The organism is Flavobacterium sp., from assembly GCF_027482425.1.
Taxonomy (GTDB): Bacteria; Bacteroidota; Bacteroidia; order Flavobacteriales; family Flavobacteriaceae; genus Flavobacterium.
This window is the reverse complement of record NZ_JAIXWA010000034.1, coordinates 16692-37070: the sequence shown is the minus strand read 5'-3', so window position 1 is coordinate 37070 and position 20379 is coordinate 16692. Positions and strand designations below refer to the sequence as shown.

Here is a 20379-nt window from a genome sequence, read left to right as displayed (position 1 = left end):
TCTAAAAAAAGGCCCTTTCGGACCTTCTCATTTATTCGACAACAATCAAGTAATAATTCTTTTTCCCTTTTTGAAGTAATACATATTTGCCATGGATTAAATCTTGGGAAGTAATTTTATGCTCCTGAGTCACTTTGACTTTATTCAAAGAAATGGCATGCTGTTTTAATTCGCGCATCGCTTCACTATTGGAGCTTAAAAAATTGGTTTTTGCGGCTAAAGCGCCTACCATATCCAAACCGTTATCTGCAATCGCCGATGTTGGTAAATTGGCCACTGGAACCCCTTCAAACACCTCCAAAAAGGTTTGTTGATCGAGCTGCTTTAGTTCTTCCATCGTGGGACTAAAAAAGGCTGCCGAAGCAAATACCGCTTTATCGTATTCCTCACGGCCATGCACAAAAACCGTCACTTCTTCGGCCAAACGCTTTTGCAATACCCGAAGATGGGGAGCTTGTAGATGCTCTTCAATTAATGCTGCCACCGTTTCTTGATCTAAAAACGTAAATATTTTGATGTATTTCTCCGCATCCGCATCGGTCGTGTTCAACCAAAATTGGTAAAATTTATACACCGAAGTTTTATCAGCAGTCAACCAAACATTGCCCCCTTCACTTTTACCAAATTTTGAACCGTCGGCTTTGGTAATTAAGGGACAAGTCATCGCATACGCTTTCGCATGTTCATCATTCATACGACGCACCAATTCAGTTCCCGTAGTAATATTGCCCCACTGATCAGAGCCACCCATTTGCAACAAACAATGGTAATGCTTGTGCAAATAATAAAAATCATACCCTTGAATTAACTGATAGGTGAACTCGGTAAAACTCATCCCCGCAGCCGCTTCACCACTTAGCCTTTTTTTCACCGAATCCTTCGCCATCATATAGTTTACCGTAATTCGTTTCCCTACATCACGGGCAAAAGCGATAAATGAAAACTCCTTCATCCAATCGTAATTGTTGACCAAAACAGGAGCGGTAGGGCCTTCGGCATTGAAATCCAAAAAACGTGACAACACCCCTTTGATGCCGTCCACATTTTTTTGTAACGTAGCTTCATCCAACAGGTTTCGCTCATCGGATTTCCCAGAAGGATCGCCAATCATTCCTGTCGCACCCCCTACCAAAGCAATGGGACGATGGCCAAAATTTTTCAAATGAACCAATAAAATGATAGGGACTAAACTCCCAATATGCAAAGAATCACTGGTAGGGTCAAATCCGATGTACACCGATGTGGGCTCTTTCATCAATTGCTCCTCGGTGCCGGGCATCATATCGTGCACCAATCCCCGCCATTGTAATTCGGCTACTAAATTGTTCATGGGTAAAAAAATTTGCGCAAAGATAGGTGAAAATAATCTTTTTTTCGTGCCAACCCATACATTGGATGCTTCAAAAAACAGAGAAAAATTTTAACAAAGACGACACTTTTTGCATACCAAAATGCTAAAATGAGACGCTATCTTTGAAACTAAGTTCAAACGCTATTTTATTCGCCATGAAAAAATTATTTCTAAAAGTATTTGCGGTTTATGCATTGTTTGCGGTTCTCGTCTACTTTATTTTGTGTTTAGTTTCTTAAGAAGCCTGTTAACACAACAACTTTTGTGAGGAATTTGATGTACTTTTACACCTATGATTTTGGTTACTGGAGGTACCGGATTAGTGGGCGCTCACCTTTTGTTGCATTTGATACAAGAGGGTGAATCCCCTGTGCGGGCCATTTACCGTGATACCCAACAAATCGAAAAAACGCGCAGTGTATTTGCTTGGTACCAAAAAGAGACTTTGTTTGATCACATTGATTGGGTCGAGGGGGACATCACAAATATTCCTTCATTGGAAATCGCTTTTGAAAAGGTAACCCATGTCTATCATTGTGCGGCTCAAATTTCGTTCAATCCTAATGATGAATCAGCGCTGCGAAAAATAAACATCGAAGGCACCGCCAATATAGTTAATGTATGCATCGACAAAAACATCCAAAAACTTTGTCATGTCAGTTCGATTGCAGCTTTAGGCGACTCGTTGCAAAATCAAACGGTTATCGATGAAGAAACCGAATGGAATCCTGAAGTACTCCATAGTGATTATGCCCTTACAAAATACGGTGCCGAAATGGAAGTATGGCGTGGACAACAAGAGGGATTGCAAGTGGTTATTGTCAATCCGGGAATAATTTTAGGCCCGTATCCTTCAAATTGGGACGCGCACAAAGGCAGTGGCAGTTTATTTACGTCAATTAAAAAAGGATTACCGTTTTACACCCAAGGTTTCAGTGCTTACATTAGTGTTCAAGATGTAGTGATTTTGATGAAAAAAGTGATGGAAGCCCCTATCCACGGGGAACGGTTCGCTTTGGTGGCCGAGAATCGGAGTTTTAAAGACATTCAGTTTACCATTGCCGATAAACTCGGTGTCAAAAAACCTGGCTTTGAGGCCAAACCTTGGATGCTTGCTTTGGGATGGCGCTTGGATAAACTGCTCTCCTTACTTTCCGGCCGATCCAGAAAATTATCCCGTCAAAGTGCGGCATCGTTGTGTAGTATAGAACAGATTTCAAACGAGAAAGTTAAACGCACGTTCGATTATACCTTTCAACCGATTGACGCATACATCGACCAAATCATTGAGGCGTTTCGATAATTATTTTACCACACCTCCTGCATCTGGTATTGAAGAAGGCGGTGGAGACGAACCCATGTTTCGATTTTGATCCAATCGTTTTCGAACTTCCTCATACATTTTTTTATAATCCTTCAAATCAGACGCATAATACTTGGTATTCTCGGCCAGCGTTAAACTGTCAATTTTGTACTTTTCTTTGACAAATACGACTGCGGTAGGATAATTTACTTGTGTGGAAAAGGACTGTGAGCGGGCTGCTTCTAAAACCGCCAAATCATACAATATATTAATCATGGTTTCCCGATCCACTTTCTTTTTGGGCGGAGGTAAAACATCCTCTTTACAAGAAAACAACAGTATGGATAACGCGAGAAAGAACATCCCTTTTTTCATGGAACTTTAGGATTAGCGGTTAAACAATAAACGTTTTCCAGCCGGAATGGGGTGCACCGTACCCTTTTCATAGGCCAACGTTCCATTGACAAAAGTATGGGTAACTTGGTGGTGAAAAGTCGTGCCTTCCATCGGTGACCAACCGCACTTGTACAGCACATTTTCTTTCGTAACCGTCCAAGAAGCTTTTGGATTTACCAACACTAAATCGGCGTAATACCCTTCCCGAACAAAACCGCGATCTTCAATTTTGAACAATACCGCTGGATTATGTGCCATTTTTTCTACGACTTTTTCCAAGGTAATTTTCCCCTTATGTACCGCTTCCAACATCGCCGTTAACGCGTGTTGTACTAAGGGGCCACCCGATGGCGCTTTGGTGTAAACCTGACTTTTCTCTTCTAGGGTATGTGGAGCGTGGTCGGTGGCTACTACATCGATACGTCCGTCAATCAAGGCTTTCCATAGGGCTTCTCGATCGGCTGCCGTTTTCACCGCTGGATTCCACTTGATTAAACTCCCACGAGTGGCGTAATCAGCATCGGTAAACCAAAGATGATGGATACAAACTTCAGCTGTAATTTTTTTGGCTTCCAAGGGCAAAGTATTGTCGAATAAGTCGAGCTCTTTGGCGGTAGAAATATGAAACACATGCAATCGTGCCCCTGTTTTTTTGGCTAAAGCCACGGTTTTCGAAGAAGAAAGATAACAGGCTTCCTCCGTTCGAATCAAAGGATGATAATGAACGGGGATATCCTCCCCAAATTGTTCTTTGTAGTGCGCTAAATTGGTTTTCACCGTGGTTTCATCTTCACAATGCACCGCGATCAAAAGGGGTGTCGCTTCAAAAATCGCTTCAATAGCTGCTGAACTATCGACCAACATATCGCCTGTTGAAGAACCCAAAAAGAGTTTCAACCCGGCCACATCGCGTGGATTTGTTTTTAAAATTTCCTCCAGATTGTCATTGGTACCGCCCATCATGAAAGAATAATTGGCATACGAACGGCCCATGGCATTTTGGTATTTTTGAGCCAACAACTCTTGTGTCACCGCATGCGGAACCGTATTTGGTTGATCAATATAGGAAGTGATACCGCCCGCTATTGCCGCCCGACTTTCCGATTCAATATCGCCTTTGTGGGTGAGACCCGGATCGCGAAAATGAACTTGATCGTCAATAATACCCGGCAACAAATAGTGTCCTTCAGCATTGATAACGCGTGCGCCACTAGCCGATAAATCGGATCCTATTTTTACAATACGTTCCCCTTCAATAAGAACATCGGCTATGGTAATTTGTCCTTCATTGACAAGCGTTGCGTTTTTTATGAGCGTTGATTCCATGATTACAACTGGTTAAATAGTTTTTTTATGCGTAACGACAAAACCCCAAAAACCGCTTCTTTAATAATAGAACCACTCATTTTGGATTGTCCTTTGGTACGATCAGTGAAGATGACCGGAACTTCTTTAATGATAAATCGTTTGGCCCATGCACGGTATTTCATTTCAATTTGAAACGCATACCCCACGAATTTGATAGCATGTAGGGGTATAGTCTCTAGTACCTTACGCCGATAACATACATATCCGGCCGTGGTGTCCATGATTTTCATCCCTGTAATTAAACGGACATAAACCGATGCAAAATAGGAAAGCAACACACGACTCAAAGGCCAATTGACGACATTTACGCCCGTAACATACCGCGATCCCACCGCGATATCGGCACCACCTACAGCACAAGCCTCCCACAATCGCGGTAAGTCCTCTGGGTTGTGAGAAAAGTCGGCATCCATTTCAAAAATAAATGTGTACTGCTGACGTAAGGCCCATTGAAAACCGTGAACATAGGCCGTGCCAAGACCTGCTTTTTTAGTACGAACTTCCAAAAACAATTGCGAAGAAAATTCACCTTGCAATTCCCGAACTTTATCCGCAGTTCCGTCGGGAGAATTGTCATCAACAATCAGCACGTGAAAGGGCATCGAGAGCGCAAAAACAGCACGAATAATGGCTTCAATATTTTCGATTTCATTATAGGTGGGAATGATAATTATGCGTTGCTCCATGAAGTGATATTTTTGCAAAAATAGTCAAAATTAAATCCCATAACGCTAATAATTTCATAATACAAAAGGGTAAAAAAATCATTACTTTTGTACCCCATGATAGCCTGCGAATTTCAACCCCGTATTGTCTTACCCTACGATTGGGCAACCCTCATTTTTGTGGTTGCGCTGGGTTTGGTTGTCATTGCACGAACAGCTTTTGAAAGTCGGTTCAATGACTATATCCGTCTTTTGGTATCGGACAAATACACCAAAATATATCGCGAAAGCTCGCATTTATGGAGTGGATTTAATATATTATTGTTTGTCGTCAATTTAATTTCCCTCTCCTTTTTTATTCAAATCGTTTTGGCACACAATGGATGGGGCGAAAAAACAGATTGGCTACTCTTCATTCGCGTATTTACCGGATTGTTTGTATTCATCCTTTCCAAGTTTTTGATTGAAAAGATAATTGCAGTTACGTTTGATGTTGAAGAACTTATCGATGAGTTTAATTTACAGAAAGTTAACTTCAGAACCTACATCGGACTACTGCTTTTCCCTATTTCTTTGATTTTGTTTTATGGAGATTTCACAACAAACACACTCATTTCTATAATTATTATCACTATTCTCGCCATAAACATATTAACTTATCTGTTTTCTTTAAAAAATCATCAAAATATTATAACAGGAAAGTTGTTTTATTTTATTTTGTATCTTTGCGCACTTGAAATAGCGCCCTATTATTTCATATATTATTTGATTACCAAAAATTAGAGCAAACGATGTCTAGTCTAAAAGTGAGAACCATTTTGGTATCCCAACCCGAACCAAAAGTTGAGAATTCACCTTATCATGATTTGATGCAAAAGCATAAAGTGAAAGTTGATTTTCGCTCTTTTATTCATGTTGAAGGTGTGAGTGCAAAAGATGTCCGAGCTCAGAAAATTGATCTCAGTCAGTTTACCGCAATCATTTTAACCAGCAAAAATGCCGTGGATCATTTTTTCCGTGTCGCTGAAGAAATGCGGTATAAAGTACCTGAAGATTTACGTTATTTTTGTCAATCGGAAGCTATTGCCTATTACTTACAGAAATACGTGGTATACCGCAAACGTAAAATCTATGTGGGTCAAAAAGACTTTGCTGATATGTCTTCGCTATTCAAAAAATATAAAGACGAAAAGTTTTTATTGCCTTCATCCGATCAATTGAATGCCGATATCCCTCAAACGCTCAACAATTTGAAAATTGATTGGACAGCGGGAACGTTTTACAAAACCGTGATGAGTGATTTATCGGATTTGGCCGATGTTTACTATGATATCTTAGCGTTTTTCAGTCCTACAGGAATTAAGTCGCTTTTCAAAAACTTCCCTGACTTCAAGCAAAACAACACGCGTATTGCGGTTTTCGGAAGCACAACGCAAAAAGAGGCTTTGGAACACGGGTTACGCATCGATATTCTGGCGCCAACTCCCGACACTCCTTCCATGACTATGGCGCTTGAAAAATATGTCGCTGAAGTCAATAAAGGAAAATAATTCTCATAAATTTTATCATTTTATCCCAAATTCAATTGCATTTGGGATTTTTTTTGCTCATAAAAAAAGCCCAACACCTTAATGTTGGACTTTTTCGTTGGTTAGTTTAGTTTGTTTGTTTTTATTTACAATTGCGGTCCCGCCAATACTAATCGCGTGCCCTCTTCATTATCGGTGTATTGCACAAAGTTTTTGATGAATCGGCCGGCTAAATCTTCAGCTTTCGTTTCCCATTCTTGAGCATCTGTATACGTATCGCGCGGATCTAAAATGGCAGCGTTAACATCATGAAGCGCAGTTGGCACTTCAAAATTGAAAATAGGAATCATTTTAGTAGGTGTATTTTCAATCGAACCATCTAAGATCGCGTCAATTATAGCACGGGTATCTTTGATAGAAATTCGTTTCCCTGAACCGTTCCAACCTGTATTAACCATATACGCAGTGGCTTTGTGTGCATCCATTTTTTTAACCAACTCTTCTCCATATTTGGTAGGATGAAGCGTTAAGAATGCCTTCCCAAAACATGCAGAGAAAGTAGGTTCGGGTTGCGTTACACCGCGCTCTGTTCCTGCTAATTTTGCAGTAAATCCAGACAAAAAGTAGTACTTGGTTTGCTCGGGTGTTAACTTAGAAACCGGAGGCATAACACCAAAAGCATCGGCCGTTAAAAAGATAACCTTAGTGGCATGTCCCGCTTTAGACACCGGGGTAACGATATTATGAATATGGTAAATCGGATACGATACTCGGGTGTTTTGGGTAACTGAACCATCTTTAAAATCGATAATACCTTGAGCATCTAAGGTTACATTTTCGAGAAGCGCATCGCGTTTGATGGCCCCAAAAATATCGGGTTCGTTTTCTTTGCTTAAGTCAATCGTTTTGGCATAACAACCGCCTTCAAAGTTGAAGACACCTTCATTGTCCCAGCCGTGTTCATCATCACCAATCAATTCACGCTTCGGGTCGGTTGACAAGGTTGTTTTCCCGGTACCCGACAACCCAAAGAAAACGGCAACATCCCCGTCTTTTCCTTTATTGGCCGAACAATGCATCGAAGCCATTCCTTGCAAAGGAAGGTAATAATTCATCATGGCAAACATGCCTTTTTTCATTTCACCACCATACCAAGTGCCTCCGATAAGTTGCATTTTCTCGGTAAGGTTAAAGGCGATATATACTTCTGAATTCAACCCGTGAGCAGCATAATCTTTAAAGGAAGTCTTGGAACCGTTCATCACCACAAAATCGGGCTCTCCAAACTGATCGAGTTCCTCATCAGTAGGACGAATGAACATATTTTTTACAAAATGCGCTTGCCAAGCGACTTCCATGATAAAGCGAACTTTCAAACGGGTATTTTCGTTGGCGCCACAAAACGCATCCACGACAAACAATCGTTTTCCTGACAATTGCTGCACCGTTGTTTCTTTTAAAGCATCCCAAGTAGCTGGAGAAATCGGTTTGTTATCGTTGGCCGCTTTGTCTGAATTCCACCAAATGGTGTTTTCGGTCACGGCATCCTTTACAATATACTTGTCTTTTGGGGAGCGTCCTGTAAATTCTCCCGTCATCACATTAACTGCCCCTAACTCCGACATTTGACCGCGTTCGTACCCAGAAAGCTCTGGACTTAATTCTTCATGATACAATTGTTCATAGCTAGGATTATAGACAATTTCTTGAACATTTGTAATCCCATATTTTTCCAACGAAATCGATTTCGTAGTTGGGGTGTAGTTATCCATTGACAATGCGTTTGTTGTGTTAACCTCAATTAGACTACAAAGGTAAAAATTAATTATTACAACGTTGTAGTTGAGTGAAATTTTATGCTTTTTTCTTTAAATAGGTAAACATCAGCACGCCCCAAGCCCCAGCAAAACAAAGTCCTCCAACCGGTGTAATTGGACCTAAAATCTTTAACTCCAAACCCGTTAAACTCTTGGTAGCCAGTAAATAAATAGACCCCGAGAACAAAATAATTCCGAAGACAATTAATCGAAACAAAAGGGTTCGCATCGTTGAAGTCAAATGGGAATTCAAACCCACAAAAAGTAAAAACAAAGCATGGTACATTTGGTATTTTACCCCCGTTTCGAAAGTTACCAATGCTTCTTCAGAAAGTAACGTTTTTAAACCATGGGCACCAAAAGCCCCTAATAGAATGCCCGTCATTCCGAAAAATCCTGCAGCAGAAAGTATTTTTTTATCCATATCGCAAACAATATTTTACAAAAATACCGGTTATCTCCCCGATTACCAATTGGATTTTGACTTTTCTTTCACGCAAAACGGTGTAAGAAGTTTTATATTTGCAAACAATTTTTAATTATGAAAAAAATACTATTGTTGCCCTTTTTTTTATTGTTCCTTGTATCCTTTAAAGCGGATGAGGGAAATGGAATTGATGCGGGTGAAAAATTGGTCTATGCCGGCTCGTACAATATGAGCGGACTCATGACACATATCGCACAAGTGACGATGAGTACGGAAAACGTGAATACATCCAAAAATCAATACTTACATTTAAGCTGTGAGTTGTCTACCTTTAGTAAATGGGACAAATTCTTTAAAATACGTGACCTTTATGAAACGTATGTAACTCCTGGTAGTCTAAAACCCAATTTGTACAAACGTAACATTGATGAAGGGGGGTATACCAAAAAAGAAAAATACGTATTCAAAGGAAATCAGGTTACAAGTACCGTTCAAAAACGCAAACGCCCTGAAACGACGCGCACGTTTACTGTAGGCGCAAATACCGTCGATGCGATTACGCTGTTGTACAAATTACGTACGGTTGATTTTTCAAAAATGAAATCGGGACAAACCAAATCGTTTACCATTGTTTTTGACGAAAAAGAGATTCCGGTTACCTTGAAGTTTATGGGAACTGAATCTATAGCCGCTGGAAATCTAGGCACCAAATCGTGCTACAAATTATCCATTGGCGCCAAAACCAATGCGCTCCGCGGTAAAGACAAAAACCTCATTTGGTTAACTGCCGATGCACATAAAGTTCCCGCATTGATGAAATTCAGCATTCCAGTAGGCACAGGAGAATTAAAACTAACCTCAGCAACGGGACTTTAATATGAGAAAAGTTTTCATGGTTTTGGCTTATGTGTTTACGGTATTGAGTATACTGTTTTCGATTTTGCCCCTAGATACGTTAGCCTTTGTCGCTATCGTTCCCGCGCTTTTGTGCATCAGTTTGGCCTTTTGGAAATCTTCGCCTTTGGAGCGAAAATGGCCAAAGCGTTTGTTTATTGTGACTTATATTTGTGCTTTAGGCGTGTTGGGGAAAACCTTTTTAATTGAGGAAACCGTTGAAAAAGATGCGGCGTTTGAACAACAGAAAGTGGAAGCGAAACAAGAAGCCCAACAAGAGTTGGAAGACTTAGAAAAAGAGCTTGAATAATTGAAGTCTGCATTTACGCAGACTTTTTTGTTTTTAACGTGGGGCTTTTTATACATTTGTCGCACAACAAACTAACGTCATGAGAAACGTACTCATCATCGGAGCTGGGCGCTCTGCCTCTTCCTTAATCAATTATTTATTGGAAAAATCCCAATCGCAACAACTTCATTTAACTATTGGGGATTTGTCTTTGGAATTAGCGCAACGCAAAACCCGAAACCATCCCAATGCAACGGCGATTCAATTGGATATTCAAAATACGGCACAGCGTCAATCAGAAGTAGCCAAAGCAGACCTTGTGATTTCGATGCTGCCTGCTCACATGCATATCGAAGTCGCCAAAGACTGTATTCTTTTTAAAAAACACATGGTAACCGCTTCCTACATTTCGGAGGCGATGCAAGCTTTAGACGGGGAAGCCAAAGCCCATAATTTGATTTTTATGAATGAAATTGGTTTGGACCCAGGCATTGATCACATGAGTGCCATGCAAGTAATTGATGCCATACGGGAACAAGGCGGTGAAATGTTGCTTTTTGAATCGTTTTGTGGTGGCTTAGTGGCCCCTGAATCCGATACGAATTTGTGGAATTATAAATTCACTTGGGCGCCTCGCAATGTGGTCTTGGCAGGACAAGGCGGCGCAGCAAAATTTATTCAAGAAGGAAAATACAAGTACATTCCTTACCATCGTTTGTTCCGACGCACGGAGTTTTTACACGTTGAAGGCTATGGCAAATTTGAAGCTTATGCCAATCGGGATTCTTTGAAATACCGCAGTGTGTATGGGTTGGATGATGTGCTAACGCTATACCGCGGCACCATTCGTCGTGTAGGGTATTCGCGCGCTTGGAATATGTTTGTGCAACTCGGAATGACCGATGACACCTATGTGATGGAAAACTCCGAACACATGAGTTACCGCGATTATATAAATTCCTTCCTCCCCTACCACCCCTCCGATTCGGTAGAGATCAAAATGCGTTTGCAATTGGGCATTGAACAAGATGATGTGATGTGGGAAAAACTCATTGAACTGGATTTGTTTAATAGCGATAAGAAAATTGGACTCAAAAACGCTACCCCGGCTCAGATTCTAGAGCACATTCTTACCCAAAAATGGACGTTAGCCCCCCATGACAAAGACATGATTGTAATGTATCATAAATTTGGCTACCGTTTGAATGGGAAAGAAGAGCAAATTGATTCCAAGATGGTCTGTATCGGTGACGACCAAACCTATACCGCAATGGCCAAAACAGTAGGCTTACCGGTGGCTATGGCGACTTTGCATATTTTAAATGGAACAATTACCACTCCAGGGGTACAACTACCGATTCGAAAAGAAGTGTATGAACCGATTTTGGCCGAATTGGAGGAATATGGCGTCGTGTTTAAAGAAACTAAGTTGCCGTACATTGGCTACAATCCCGATAAAATTATTGGCACCCCATAACAAATGCTAAAACATAAGCCTTAAGGTGTTTTTATGGAAAATATAAAATTGTAATTTCTATTTTTGCTGTATATTTTTTTATAATGAAGGCAAATCAGTTACAAATTGAAATCGACGGTATCGACAAAGAGATTTTACGCCATTTGATGGAAGATGCGCGTAAACCGATATTGCAAATTGCCCACAGCATTGGGATTTCTGGGGCTGCTATCCACCAACGGTTAAAAAAACTGGAAGAAGCGCAGGTGATTTCGGGCTCCAAATTCATCCTCAACACCAAAGTTTTGGGATACCGCACGATGGCCTTTGTGGGCATTTATTTGGACAAAGCCTCGAGTAACTCGGAAGCAGTGCGGGAACTGCGGAAAATCCCTGAAGTATTGGAATGCCACTATACTACAGGGAATTGGAGTATTTTGGTGAAAATCATTTGCAAAGACAACGAGCATTTGATGCAATTGCTCAATAAAAAAATCCAACCTATTGAAGGGGTTTCACGTACGGAAACGTTTATCTCCTTGGAACAACAAATCGAACGACAAATTCAACTCTGATGCTCAACAAATTCTCCAAAGAAAATATTGCTTTAGGTTTTTACATCCTCTACTTTTTAGCGGCTGGTATTTGCTACGAACTTTTCCCGGGCGATGCTGAAAATCCCAATATGGGCATCGCACTGATGTATTTGTTTATTCCCATTAGCTTGATTTATTTTATGAATCATCTTATACGGCAACTTTTTGGTAAAAAAAATTACGCCAAATGCATGTTGATTCACGGCGTTGCATGGGTCGCTTTATTTGTTCTCCTGTTTTTATTTTCCTCGGGTAAAAAATAAAATCCGTGAAGCATTCCCTCCACGGATTCCTATTTCATTGTCTAATTGACACATCGGCTCATTGACACACCTACCTAACGGCAGACAGGTTGCCCCATTACTCCCGCTCCCGACTACCCATAAAAATAGACACGTAATACAATAACGTGGCAATCGATCCAATGGCGGCTACCAAATAGGTTCGCGCCGCCCATTTTAAAGCATCTTCCGCTCCTGCATACTCTGCTTGATTGACTATGCGTTTGTCGCGCAACCAAGTCAAAGCTCGGTGACTAGCATCATATTCCACAGGCAAGGTAATGATGGAAAAAAGGGTTGTGGCCGCAAACAACACGATACCCACCAACAATAACGAGGGAAACGCTTTAATCATCAAAATCCCTGCGAGTAATATCCATTGCACAATATTCGAAGCAAAAGACACTACAGGAACGAGTTGTGAACGCATCGTAAGCCATTTGTAGCCGATAGCATGTTGTACCGCATGACCACATTCGTGCGCGGCTACGGCAGCAGCGGCAGCATTCCGTTGATGGTACACGCCTTCACTTAAATTCACCGTTTTATCGACGGGATTGTAATGATCGGTCAACATTCCTGTAGTAGAAATCACTTTTACATCATAAATCCCGTGATCGTGCAACATTTGTTCGGCAATTTCTCGTCCGCTCATGCCGTTGTTTAAATGCAATTTGGAGTAGTGTTCAAATTTACTTTTCAAACGACTACTGACCAACCAACTGGCTCCCATAATGAGGAGTGCCAAAATCATATAACCTGATCCCATTTTTTTCAGAAATTTTTATCTAACCACTTCAAATTAAAGGCCAAAATTGAAACGCTGACAAAGTGGCATTACAGAAAGGCAATTCCAAACACAAAGCGGTTGTTACCGTTTTCTTGGATATTGTTGGTGATGCTACCGTATTCAGAGCGGTATCTTCCTCGGGTTAAAGCCAACTCGTAGCCGGCGTTTATACGAATTTTGAACGACGATTTTTTAAACAAGTACAACATCACATTGGGTCCGGCATACAACATACGGTTGTCTAAATTAACATGTCCGCTATTGAGCGCAGGATCCAACACATTTAAATCGGTGGTATTATTATTGCTATAAATATCGTAGCGATTGGTTTGGTAGGCCAACGACAAACCACCAGCAAAAGTCACTTTGGGTTTGTGAATTAAGTTATAATGAAAACGAGCCCGTGTGTTAAATCCCAAGTATTTGAGCGTATTATCGCCTTTTTTATTTTCAATAAATGAAGTCCCAAACTCAATATCCCCGGAGTACTTTTCGCCCAAAATATTTAACCCAAAAGTCAACTCCGGTGCCACATCACGCATTTCGGGTAAATTTCCGGCTCTTAATTTTTGATTCAAATTCAAGGACTGATTTGCATTAAACGAAACACCAATGTAAAAGTCGACATCGGGTTTCTTTTTGATCGAATCTTTAGCCACGTCCTGCGCGCTCATCAACACAGGAAATACCATTCCTAAAACAAGTACAATTTTTTTCATATGATTGTTTTTTTATAAAATTAAGCGACAATTCTCAACTTGATTTTGGATTTAACGTTTTGTTAAAAAAAATCCGTGAAGTATTCACTCCACGGATTCCTTTTTACTGGCTCATTGCCACATTGACATATAAATCACCCTACCAAATTAATAATCTTCCCCGGTACAATAATCACTTTATTGGGTGTGCGGCCTTGCAATTGCTGTTGGGTGCGTTCGTCGGCCATCACAATTGCTTCGATTTCGGCGACACTCAAATCCAACGGTAATTTAATCGTAAAACGCATTTTTCCGTTGAAAGAAACCGGATATTCTTTCTCACTTTCTACCAAATAGTGGGCTTCAAACGCTGGAAAAGCTGCCGTAGCAATTGAACCCTCATGGCCCAACTGACTCCAAAGTTCTTCGGCAATGTGCGGCGCATAGGGGGAAATCAACACCGCTAAAGGTTCGAGAATCGCTCGGTGACGGCATTTTTGTTGCGCCAATTCATTCACACAAATCATAAACTGCGATACCGAAGTGTTGAACGAGAAGTTCTCGATATCTTCCGTTACTTTCTTGATCGTTTTATGTAAGGTTTTGTACATATCCGCGGTGGGTTCGTCATTAATTACAACCAAACCGTTATCATCAAAATACAAACGCCACAATTTCTTCAAGAAACCGTACACCCCAGTAATTCCGGCCGTGTTCCAAGGTTTGGCTTGTTCGAGCGGACCCAAGAACATTTCATACAAACGCAAGGTATCGGCACCGTATTCGTTGCAAATGTCGTCGGGGTTGACTACATTGTATTTGGACTTGGACATTTTTTCGACTTCGCGGCCCACAATATATTTGCCGTCTTCCAAAATTAATTCGGCATTATCATAATCAGAGTATAACGGATGTGCTTTGAATTTTTCAATATCTAATTCATTAGTAATATCGTTAATTACAGACAAATCGACATGAATAGGGTGAACATTTAGTCCTGAAATTAATCCTTTAGAATACAATTTTTTAGAATCTTCCGAGCGGTACACAAACGCACTCATCCCCAAAATCATCCCTTGGTTGATCAATTTCTTAAAGGGCTCTTCCGTAGGCGCAAAACCGCGGTCTTTCAAGAATTTGTTCCAAAAACGGGCATACAACAAGTGACCGGTAGCATGTTCGCTCCCGCCAATGTACAAATCGACATTTTGCCAATAGTTCAAGGCGTTTTCAGAAGCAAACGCAGTTGGATTTTGTGCATCCATATAGCGCATCCAGTACCACGAACTTCCGGCCCAACCGGGCATGGTATTCAATTCTAAAGGAAAAACAGTAATGTGGTCGATTAACTGATTACTGACCACTGTACACTGTTTTGTATCCCACGCCCAAACGCTAGCATTCCCCAAAGGCGGCTGCCCGTCTTCCGTAGGCAAATACTTCTCCACTTCAGGCAATACGATCGGCAAGTGTTGGGCGTCAATCATTTGTGGCAAGCCATTCACATAATACACCGGGAAAGGTTCGCCCCAATAGCGCTGACGTGAAAAAACGGCATCACGCAAACGGTAATTCACTTTGGCTTTACCGGCAACGATTTTTTCCAACTCCTCTATTACTTTTTTCGTACCGGCTTTATAATCCAATCCGTTTAAGAAATCGGAATTTTTAAATTGAAATCCATCTTTTTTAGAAAAGGCTTCCATAGCGATACACGCATCAGAAGCATCAATTCCCCCATCGGGGGTTAGGGGGCTGAATATATTTTTAATTTCGGGCATGCCCAACGTTCCTTTGAAATAGTTGGCAAACGCATAATCACGCTCATCGCCACATGGAACCGCCATTACAGCTCCCGTTCCATACCCTGCCAACACATAATCGCCAATCCAAACCGGAATCGGTTCTTTCGTGAAGGGATGTTCGGCATACGCTCCTGTAAACACCCCTGAAATGGTTTTCACATCGGCCATACGATCGCGTTCCGAGCGTTTGGCGGTAGCTTCGATATAGGCTTCGACGGCTGCTTTTTGTTCAGGTGTTGTAATTTGTGCTACCAAATCATGTTCGGGTGCCAACGTCATAAAGGTAACTCCGAAAATGGTATCAGGACGGGTAGTGAATACTTCAACTTGAAACTTGGAACCTGAAACTTGAAACTTCACTGAAGCTCCTACCGATTTTCCAATCCAGTTGCGTTGCGATTCTTTCAAGGATTCCGTCCAATCGATGGCCTCCAACCCTTCCAACAAACGCTCGGCATAGGCTGAAATACGCATAGACCATTGGGTCATTTTTTTACGAATCACAGGATGGCCGCCGCGTTCCGAAACGCCATTGACAATTTCATCATTCGCCAAAACCGTTCCTAAGGCCGGACACCAGTTCACTTCCGTTTCTGCCAAATAGGTTAGACGGTATTTCAACAACATACGTGCTTTTTCGTCCTCAGAAAATCCGTTCCATTCCCCAGCTGAAAAAACGGGGACCTCATCATCACAAGCCACATTAATATTGGTATTCCCTTCTTTTTCAAAAAGAGCAACCAAATTGCTGATGGGCAACGCTTGGTTCGCCTCATAACAATAATAGGATTCAAACAATTGAATGAATATCCACTGCGTCCATTTATAATATTCCGGATTGGATGTACGCACTTCACGGTTCCAATCAAATGAAAAACCAATTTTATCCAACTGTTCGCGGTACCGCGCAATATTTTCACGGGTAGTTTTCTCTGGATGTTGACCCGTTTGAATGGCATATTGTTCTGCAGGCAACCCGAATGAATCATAGCCTTGCGGATGCAACACATTGAACCCTTGGTGGCGTTTGTAACGGGCCACAATATCGGAGGCAATATACCCTAACGGATGTCCAACATGCAATCCGGCACCCGAAGGATACGGAAACATATCCAACACGTAATACTTCGGTTTGTCGGAAGAATTGGAGGCTGCAAACGTGTGGTGTTCGGCCCAATATTTTTGCCATTTGGCTTCTATTTGATCGTGAAAATATTTCATCGGTAAACGAAAAAAGGTTGATGCATGAATCCGGAATAAGCTACGGATGTTCAGGCATTACAAAAAAATTAGAGGCAAATTTACACCTTTCACACAAGAAGAGAAAACTTTGAGCGTTATTAAAGGAGTAAAATGATTTTCTTTTTTATTTTTACGGCATAAAACAAAAGCTATGGCCTCATCGTTTGATCAATATCAGAAACGCAGATTAATTTCCTCTTACTTTTCGGTCGTTTTGAGTGTTTTTTTGGTGTTGTTTCTGTTGGGTTCTTTGGGACTTTTTATCCTGAACTCCAAACGATTATCCGATAATTTTAAGGAAGATATTGTAATGACCGTTTTCTTCAAAAACGAAGCCAACGATACCGTATTCAAAGCCTTTGAAAAAACGATTCAATCGGGGAAATACGCCAAAGATTTCAAATTTGTTTCCAAAGAAGCCGCTGCCAAAGCCCACAAAGAAGTGGTTGGGGAAGATTTTATGCAGTTTTTGGGAATGAATCCGTTGCAAAATTCCTATGACATTCACTTGAAAGCCGAATATGTGACCAACCCTGGGTTTACAACTATGGAGCGAACCCTTCGCAAAAATCCTTTTGTAGCCGATGTAGTCTACGATAAGCAGTTGATTACTTTGGTGAATGATAACGTAAAAAACATCAGTTTCTGGGTTTTAATCGTATCGGGCGTATTCATGGTCATTTCCGTTTTATTGATCAACAGTTCAATGCGTTTGTCCATTTATGCCAATCGTTTTATCATTAAAACCATGCAAATGGTAGGTGCAACGAAGTCGTTTATCCGCAAGCCTTTTATTCTTCGAAGCATGTTACTTGGACTTATTGGTGGTGTTTTAGCGATTGTTGCATTGATTTCTTTACTAATTTATATTGCCAACAATTACCCTGGATTAGACATTTTTAATCAGTTGGAGCTCACCATTATTGTGTTGGTTGGCGTTTTGGGCATGGGAGTGTTGATTACTTGGATTAGCACTTATTTTGCAACCCAACGCTTCTTAAATTTACGAACAGACGATTTATATTAATTCCGTACGGCCTTATGAGTGCACCAGAAAACAAACCAGATTTCCTTTTTAAAAAAGAAAACTATACCGTTTTAATCATCGGTTTAGCCGTAATCGCGTTGGGATTTATCCTTATGTCGGGCAGCAGCAATGACAATCCTGCCGAATGGAATGCTGACATCATGAGTTTCCGCCGTATTCGTTTGGCACCCACGGTAGTGCTCGCGGGTTTTGGAATTGTGATTTATTCCATTTTTCGTAAAGGAAAATCCGAATAAACGGCTCAAGGGAGACTTAACAATACACCATGGACTTACTTCAAGCGCTTCTCATTGCCATTGTAGAAGGATTGACCGAATATTTACCGGTTTCTTCTACGGCCCACATGATTTTTACCAGTGCTTATTTTGGCATTCAAAACGATGATTTTGTAAAACTCTTCCAAGTAGCCATTCAATTTGGCGCCATCTTGGCCGTAGTTGTGCTATATTGGCGTAAGTTTTTTGATTTTAAAAGAATCGGTTTTTACCTCAAATTGGCTTTCGCTGTGATTCCTGCCTTGGTTTTGGGAAAATTGTTTGACGACAAAATTGAAGCGGTTTTGGGCGACCCTATTCCCATTGCTATTGTTTTGATTGTTGGGGGAATTGTTTTGCTTTTTGTAGACACCCGTTTTCAAAATCCAACGGTTACCTCTGAGGAAGAAATCACTTATAAAAAAGGATTTTTTATTGGCCTCTGGCAGTGTTTGGCGATGATGCCAGGCACGAGTCGGTCGGCCGCTTCTATCATTGGCGGAATGCAACAAGGGCTTACACGAGCGGCAGCCGCTGAGTTTTCATTTTTCTTGGCCGTTCCTACGATGTTGGCGGTGACAACGTATTCGATTTTTTTAAAAACGTACGAGAATACGGGACTGAAAGGTTATGAATTGCTGACGCAAAATAGCGAACATCTAAAATTGTTTTTAATGGGTAATGCGGTAGCTTTTGTAGTCGCTATTCTTGCGATAAAATTCTTCATCGGCATCATCAAAAAATATGGCTTCAAACCCTGGGGCTACTACCGAATCATCGCAGGAACCGCTTTGTTATTGTACTTTACCTTGGTAAAACCATGAGTTGGACGGCTGAAACATTTAAAGACGGACAAGTCCTACTCATTGACAAACCGCTCACGTGGAGTTCTTTTCAAGCGGTCAACAAACTGAAGTATGCCTTAAAGCGACGTTATCAATTTTCGAAAACCTTTAAAATTGGACATGCGGGAACATTGGACCCTTTGGCTACGGGATTGTTAATTATTTGTACGGGGAAATTCACCAAAAAAATACCCGAAATTCAAGGGCAAACCAAAGAATATACCGGTACGATAACCGTGGGAGCGACCACGCCTTCTTATGATTTAGAAACCGAAGTCGATGCTACTTTTCCCGTTAATCACATTACGGAAGATTTGATTCGAGCAACAGCCCAAACTTTTGAAGGCGAAATCATGCAGAAACCGCCTGTTTTTTCGGCAATAAAAAAAGACGGAAAACGTTTGTACGAACACGCACGTGCGGGAGAAGAGGTCGAAATTGAAGCCCGAAAAACCACCATTTACGAATTTGAAATCACCCGAATCGCCTTACCAGAAATTGACTTTCGGGTTACCTGCAGCAAAGGTACGTACATTCGTTCGCTTGCGTTTGATTTTGGAAAAGCGCTCCAATCGGGCGGTCATTTAACTGCTTTGCGTCGCACCAAAATTGGAGAGTATTCGGTCAATGAAGCACTCACTCCAGATGACTTTGTTGCATTAGTATCAAAAAAGGAGTCCGAATGAACTCCTTTGCCTTATACTTTTACGGGTTGCAATAAGGCTACAACCTCCTTTTGAATACTGACTCCTTTATCTTGTAAATACCATTTTTGCAGTGCCGCTTTGGCTTCATCGTCGACCACTCCGTGTGCGGCTTTATAATCCACGATTAACTGTTTTGCACCTTGTGGTCGGGGTCCAAAATCCCCAATGACTTCACCAGAAACTTTATCCACCATTATTAATTTAGGAATGGAACGGGTGCCGTTGGTCAAAAACAAATCCATCAATGCAGGGTGTTCATCGCGAAGCACCACATGCATCTCAATTTTTGGGGTATGCGAAGCCATTTTGTCCAAAACAGGAAGTACTTGAGCCGCATCGCCACACCACGTTTCCGCCAAAACAATCCAGAGTAACTCGTTTTGCAAATGGTCAAAGAAATGACTGACCTCAGGCGTTAAAGTGATCGTTTTATCCAAACGGTGCATCCGCGCTTCGTTTAAGTGGGTGTAATGAACATGAGCTTCCGTTTGCTCCCCCGTAGTTTTTCCCTCTTGCGCATAGGTTTGCATCAAGTTCCGATACGCGGCATAGGTGTAACTATTTTTTAAACTGTCTTGAATAATTGAATTCATGGGTTTAGTAATTTGTTTGGGCAAA

At 41.2% G+C, this 20379-nt stretch carries 22 protein-coding genes; 12 read left to right on the top strand and 10 right to left on the bottom strand.

The features are described 5' to 3' along the window. Window positions 1–31: 31 nt before the first annotated feature. Entirely contained in the window at window positions 32–1330 is a 1299-nt protein-coding gene (tyrS, locus tag Q0037_RS04045; protein WP_297515819.1) for a tyrosine--tRNA ligase, read from the bottom strand. A gap of 313 nt (window positions 1331–1643) precedes the next feature. On the opposite strand from tyrS, the gene Q0037_RS04040 reads away from it, so the two are divergent. Beyond that, window positions 1644–2654: an NAD-dependent epimerase/dehydratase family protein gene (locus Q0037_RS04040; protein WP_297515816.1), complete on the top strand. Its 1011-nt coding sequence runs from the start codon at window positions 1644–1646 to the stop codon at window positions 2652–2654. Here Q0037_RS04040 and Q0037_RS04035 read toward each other — a convergent pair whose 3' ends face one another. The 3 genes from Q0037_RS04035 to Q0037_RS04025 are packed head-to-tail and all read right to left on the bottom strand — an operon-like array spanning window position 2655 to window position 5104. After that, window positions 2655–3029, bottom strand: a complete 375-nt coding sequence (locus Q0037_RS04035; RefSeq protein ID WP_297515813.1) for a DUF4296 domain-containing protein — start codon at window positions 3027–3029, stop codon at window positions 2655–2657. Between the two features lie 12 nt (window positions 3030–3041). Further along, window positions 3042–4376, bottom strand: a complete 1335-nt coding sequence (locus tag Q0037_RS04030; protein ID WP_297515811.1) for a dihydroorotase — start codon at window positions 4374–4376, stop codon at window positions 3042–3044. A gap of 2 nt (window positions 4377–4378) precedes the next feature. Then, window positions 4379–5104, bottom strand: a complete 726-nt coding sequence (locus Q0037_RS04025; RefSeq protein ID WP_297515808.1) for a polyprenol monophosphomannose synthase — start codon at window positions 5102–5104, stop codon at window positions 4379–4381. 96 nt (window positions 5105–5200) lie between these two features. Here Q0037_RS04025 and Q0037_RS04020 point away from each other — a divergent pair, with 96 nt between their 5' ends. Continuing rightward, on the top strand, window positions 5201–5866 hold the full coding sequence (locus tag Q0037_RS04020; protein WP_297515806.1) for a DUF4271 domain-containing protein: 666 nt from the start codon (window positions 5201–5203) through the stop codon (window positions 5864–5866). A gap of 8 nt (window positions 5867–5874) precedes the next feature. Then, the gene (locus tag Q0037_RS04015) at window positions 5875–6633 is read left to right on the top strand and encodes a uroporphyrinogen-III synthase (RefSeq protein ID WP_073360880.1); all 759 of its coding nucleotides are present in this window, start codon (window positions 5875–5877) and stop codon (window positions 6631–6633) included. A 125-nt stretch (window positions 6634–6758) separates the two neighbouring features. Here the strand turns inward: Q0037_RS04015 and pckA are convergent, their stop codons facing one another. Continuing rightward, a complete protein-coding gene (pckA, locus tag Q0037_RS04010; RefSeq protein ID WP_297515802.1) occupies window positions 6759–8384 on the bottom strand; it encodes a phosphoenolpyruvate carboxykinase (ATP) in 1626 nt (541 codons plus the stop codon). Between the two features lie 82 nt (window positions 8385–8466). Then, window positions 8467–8853, bottom strand: a complete 387-nt coding sequence (locus tag Q0037_RS04005) for a DUF423 domain-containing protein (protein WP_297515799.1) — start codon at window positions 8851–8853, stop codon at window positions 8467–8469. 117 nt (window positions 8854–8970) lie between these two features. Between Q0037_RS04005 and Q0037_RS04000 the strand changes: the two genes are divergently transcribed. The 5 genes from Q0037_RS04000 (at window position 8971) to Q0037_RS03980 (ending at window position 12354) form a co-directional block, all read left to right on the top strand. Continuing rightward, the gene (locus tag Q0037_RS04000) at window positions 8971–9732 is read left to right on the top strand and encodes a DUF3108 domain-containing protein (RefSeq protein WP_297515796.1); all 762 of its coding nucleotides are present in this window, start codon (window positions 8971–8973) and stop codon (window positions 9730–9732) included. A 1-nt stretch (window position 9733) separates the two neighbouring features. Continuing rightward, window positions 9734–10060, top strand: coding sequence for a hypothetical protein (locus Q0037_RS03995; protein WP_297515793.1), 327 nt, complete (start codon window positions 9734–9736; stop codon window positions 10058–10060). A 79-nt stretch (window positions 10061–10139) separates the two neighbouring features. Then, a complete protein-coding gene (locus Q0037_RS03990; protein ID WP_297515790.1) occupies window positions 10140–11516 on the top strand; it encodes a saccharopine dehydrogenase C-terminal domain-containing protein in 1377 nt (458 codons plus the stop codon). Between the two features lie 83 nt (window positions 11517–11599). Continuing rightward, window positions 11600–12070: an Lrp/AsnC ligand binding domain-containing protein gene (locus Q0037_RS03985; protein ID WP_297515787.1), complete on the top strand. Its 471-nt coding sequence runs from the start codon at window positions 11600–11602 to the stop codon at window positions 12068–12070. Then, entirely contained in the window at window positions 12070–12354 is a 285-nt protein-coding gene (locus tag Q0037_RS03980) for a hypothetical protein (protein WP_297515784.1), read from the top strand. Before Q0037_RS03985 ends, Q0037_RS03980 begins: the two co-directional genes overlap by 1 nt. A gap of 97 nt (window positions 12355–12451) precedes the next feature. Here the strand turns inward: Q0037_RS03980 and Q0037_RS03975 are convergent, their stop codons facing one another. The 3 genes from Q0037_RS03975 to leuS all read right to left on the bottom strand — a co-directional run bounded on the left by Q0037_RS03975 (window position 12452) and on the right by leuS (window position 16886). Then, window positions 12452–13141: a zinc metallopeptidase gene (locus Q0037_RS03975; protein WP_297515781.1), complete on the bottom strand. Its 690-nt coding sequence runs from the start codon at window positions 13139–13141 to the stop codon at window positions 12452–12454. 68 nt (window positions 13142–13209) lie between these two features. Then, window positions 13210–13881 (bottom strand): hypothetical protein, encoded by a 672-nt coding sequence (locus tag Q0037_RS03970; protein WP_297515779.1) that lies wholly within the window; start codon window positions 13879–13881, stop codon window positions 13210–13212. A gap of 134 nt (window positions 13882–14015) precedes the next feature. Further along, a complete protein-coding gene (leuS, locus tag Q0037_RS03965; RefSeq protein ID WP_297515776.1) occupies window positions 14016–16886 on the bottom strand; it encodes a leucine--tRNA ligase in 2871 nt (956 codons plus the stop codon). 172 nt (window positions 16887–17058) lie between these two features. Between leuS and Q0037_RS03960 the strand changes: the two genes are divergently transcribed. Genes Q0037_RS03960 through truB form a run of 4 tightly spaced genes read left to right on the top strand, consistent with a single transcriptional unit; the run spans window position 17059 to window position 19740 of the window. Beyond that, window positions 17059–17934 carry an ABC transporter permease gene (locus Q0037_RS03960; protein ID WP_297515773.1) on the top strand — a complete coding sequence of 292 codons (876 nt, stop codon included), beginning with the start codon at window positions 17059–17061 and terminating at the stop codon, window positions 17932–17934. A gap of 14 nt (window positions 17935–17948) precedes the next feature. Continuing rightward, window positions 17949–18191, top strand: a complete 243-nt coding sequence (locus Q0037_RS03955; protein ID WP_297515770.1) for a DUF3098 domain-containing protein — start codon at window positions 17949–17951, stop codon at window positions 18189–18191. A gap of 29 nt (window positions 18192–18220) precedes the next feature. Beyond that, a complete protein-coding gene (locus Q0037_RS03950; RefSeq protein WP_297515766.1) occupies window positions 18221–19033 on the top strand; it encodes an undecaprenyl-diphosphate phosphatase in 813 nt (270 codons plus the stop codon). Then, window positions 19030–19740 carry a tRNA pseudouridine(55) synthase TruB gene (gene truB / locus Q0037_RS03945; protein WP_297515764.1) on the top strand — a complete coding sequence of 237 codons (711 nt, stop codon included), beginning with the start codon at window positions 19030–19032 and terminating at the stop codon, window positions 19738–19740. The genes Q0037_RS03950 and truB overlap by 4 nt, the downstream gene beginning before the upstream one ends. An 11-nt stretch (window positions 19741–19751) precedes the next feature. Here the strand turns inward: truB and Q0037_RS03940 are convergent, their stop codons facing one another. After that, window positions 19752–20354, bottom strand: coding sequence for a thioredoxin family protein (locus Q0037_RS03940; protein WP_297515760.1), 603 nt, complete (start codon window positions 20352–20354; stop codon window positions 19752–19754). Between the last annotated feature and the right edge of the window lie 25 nt (window positions 20355–20379).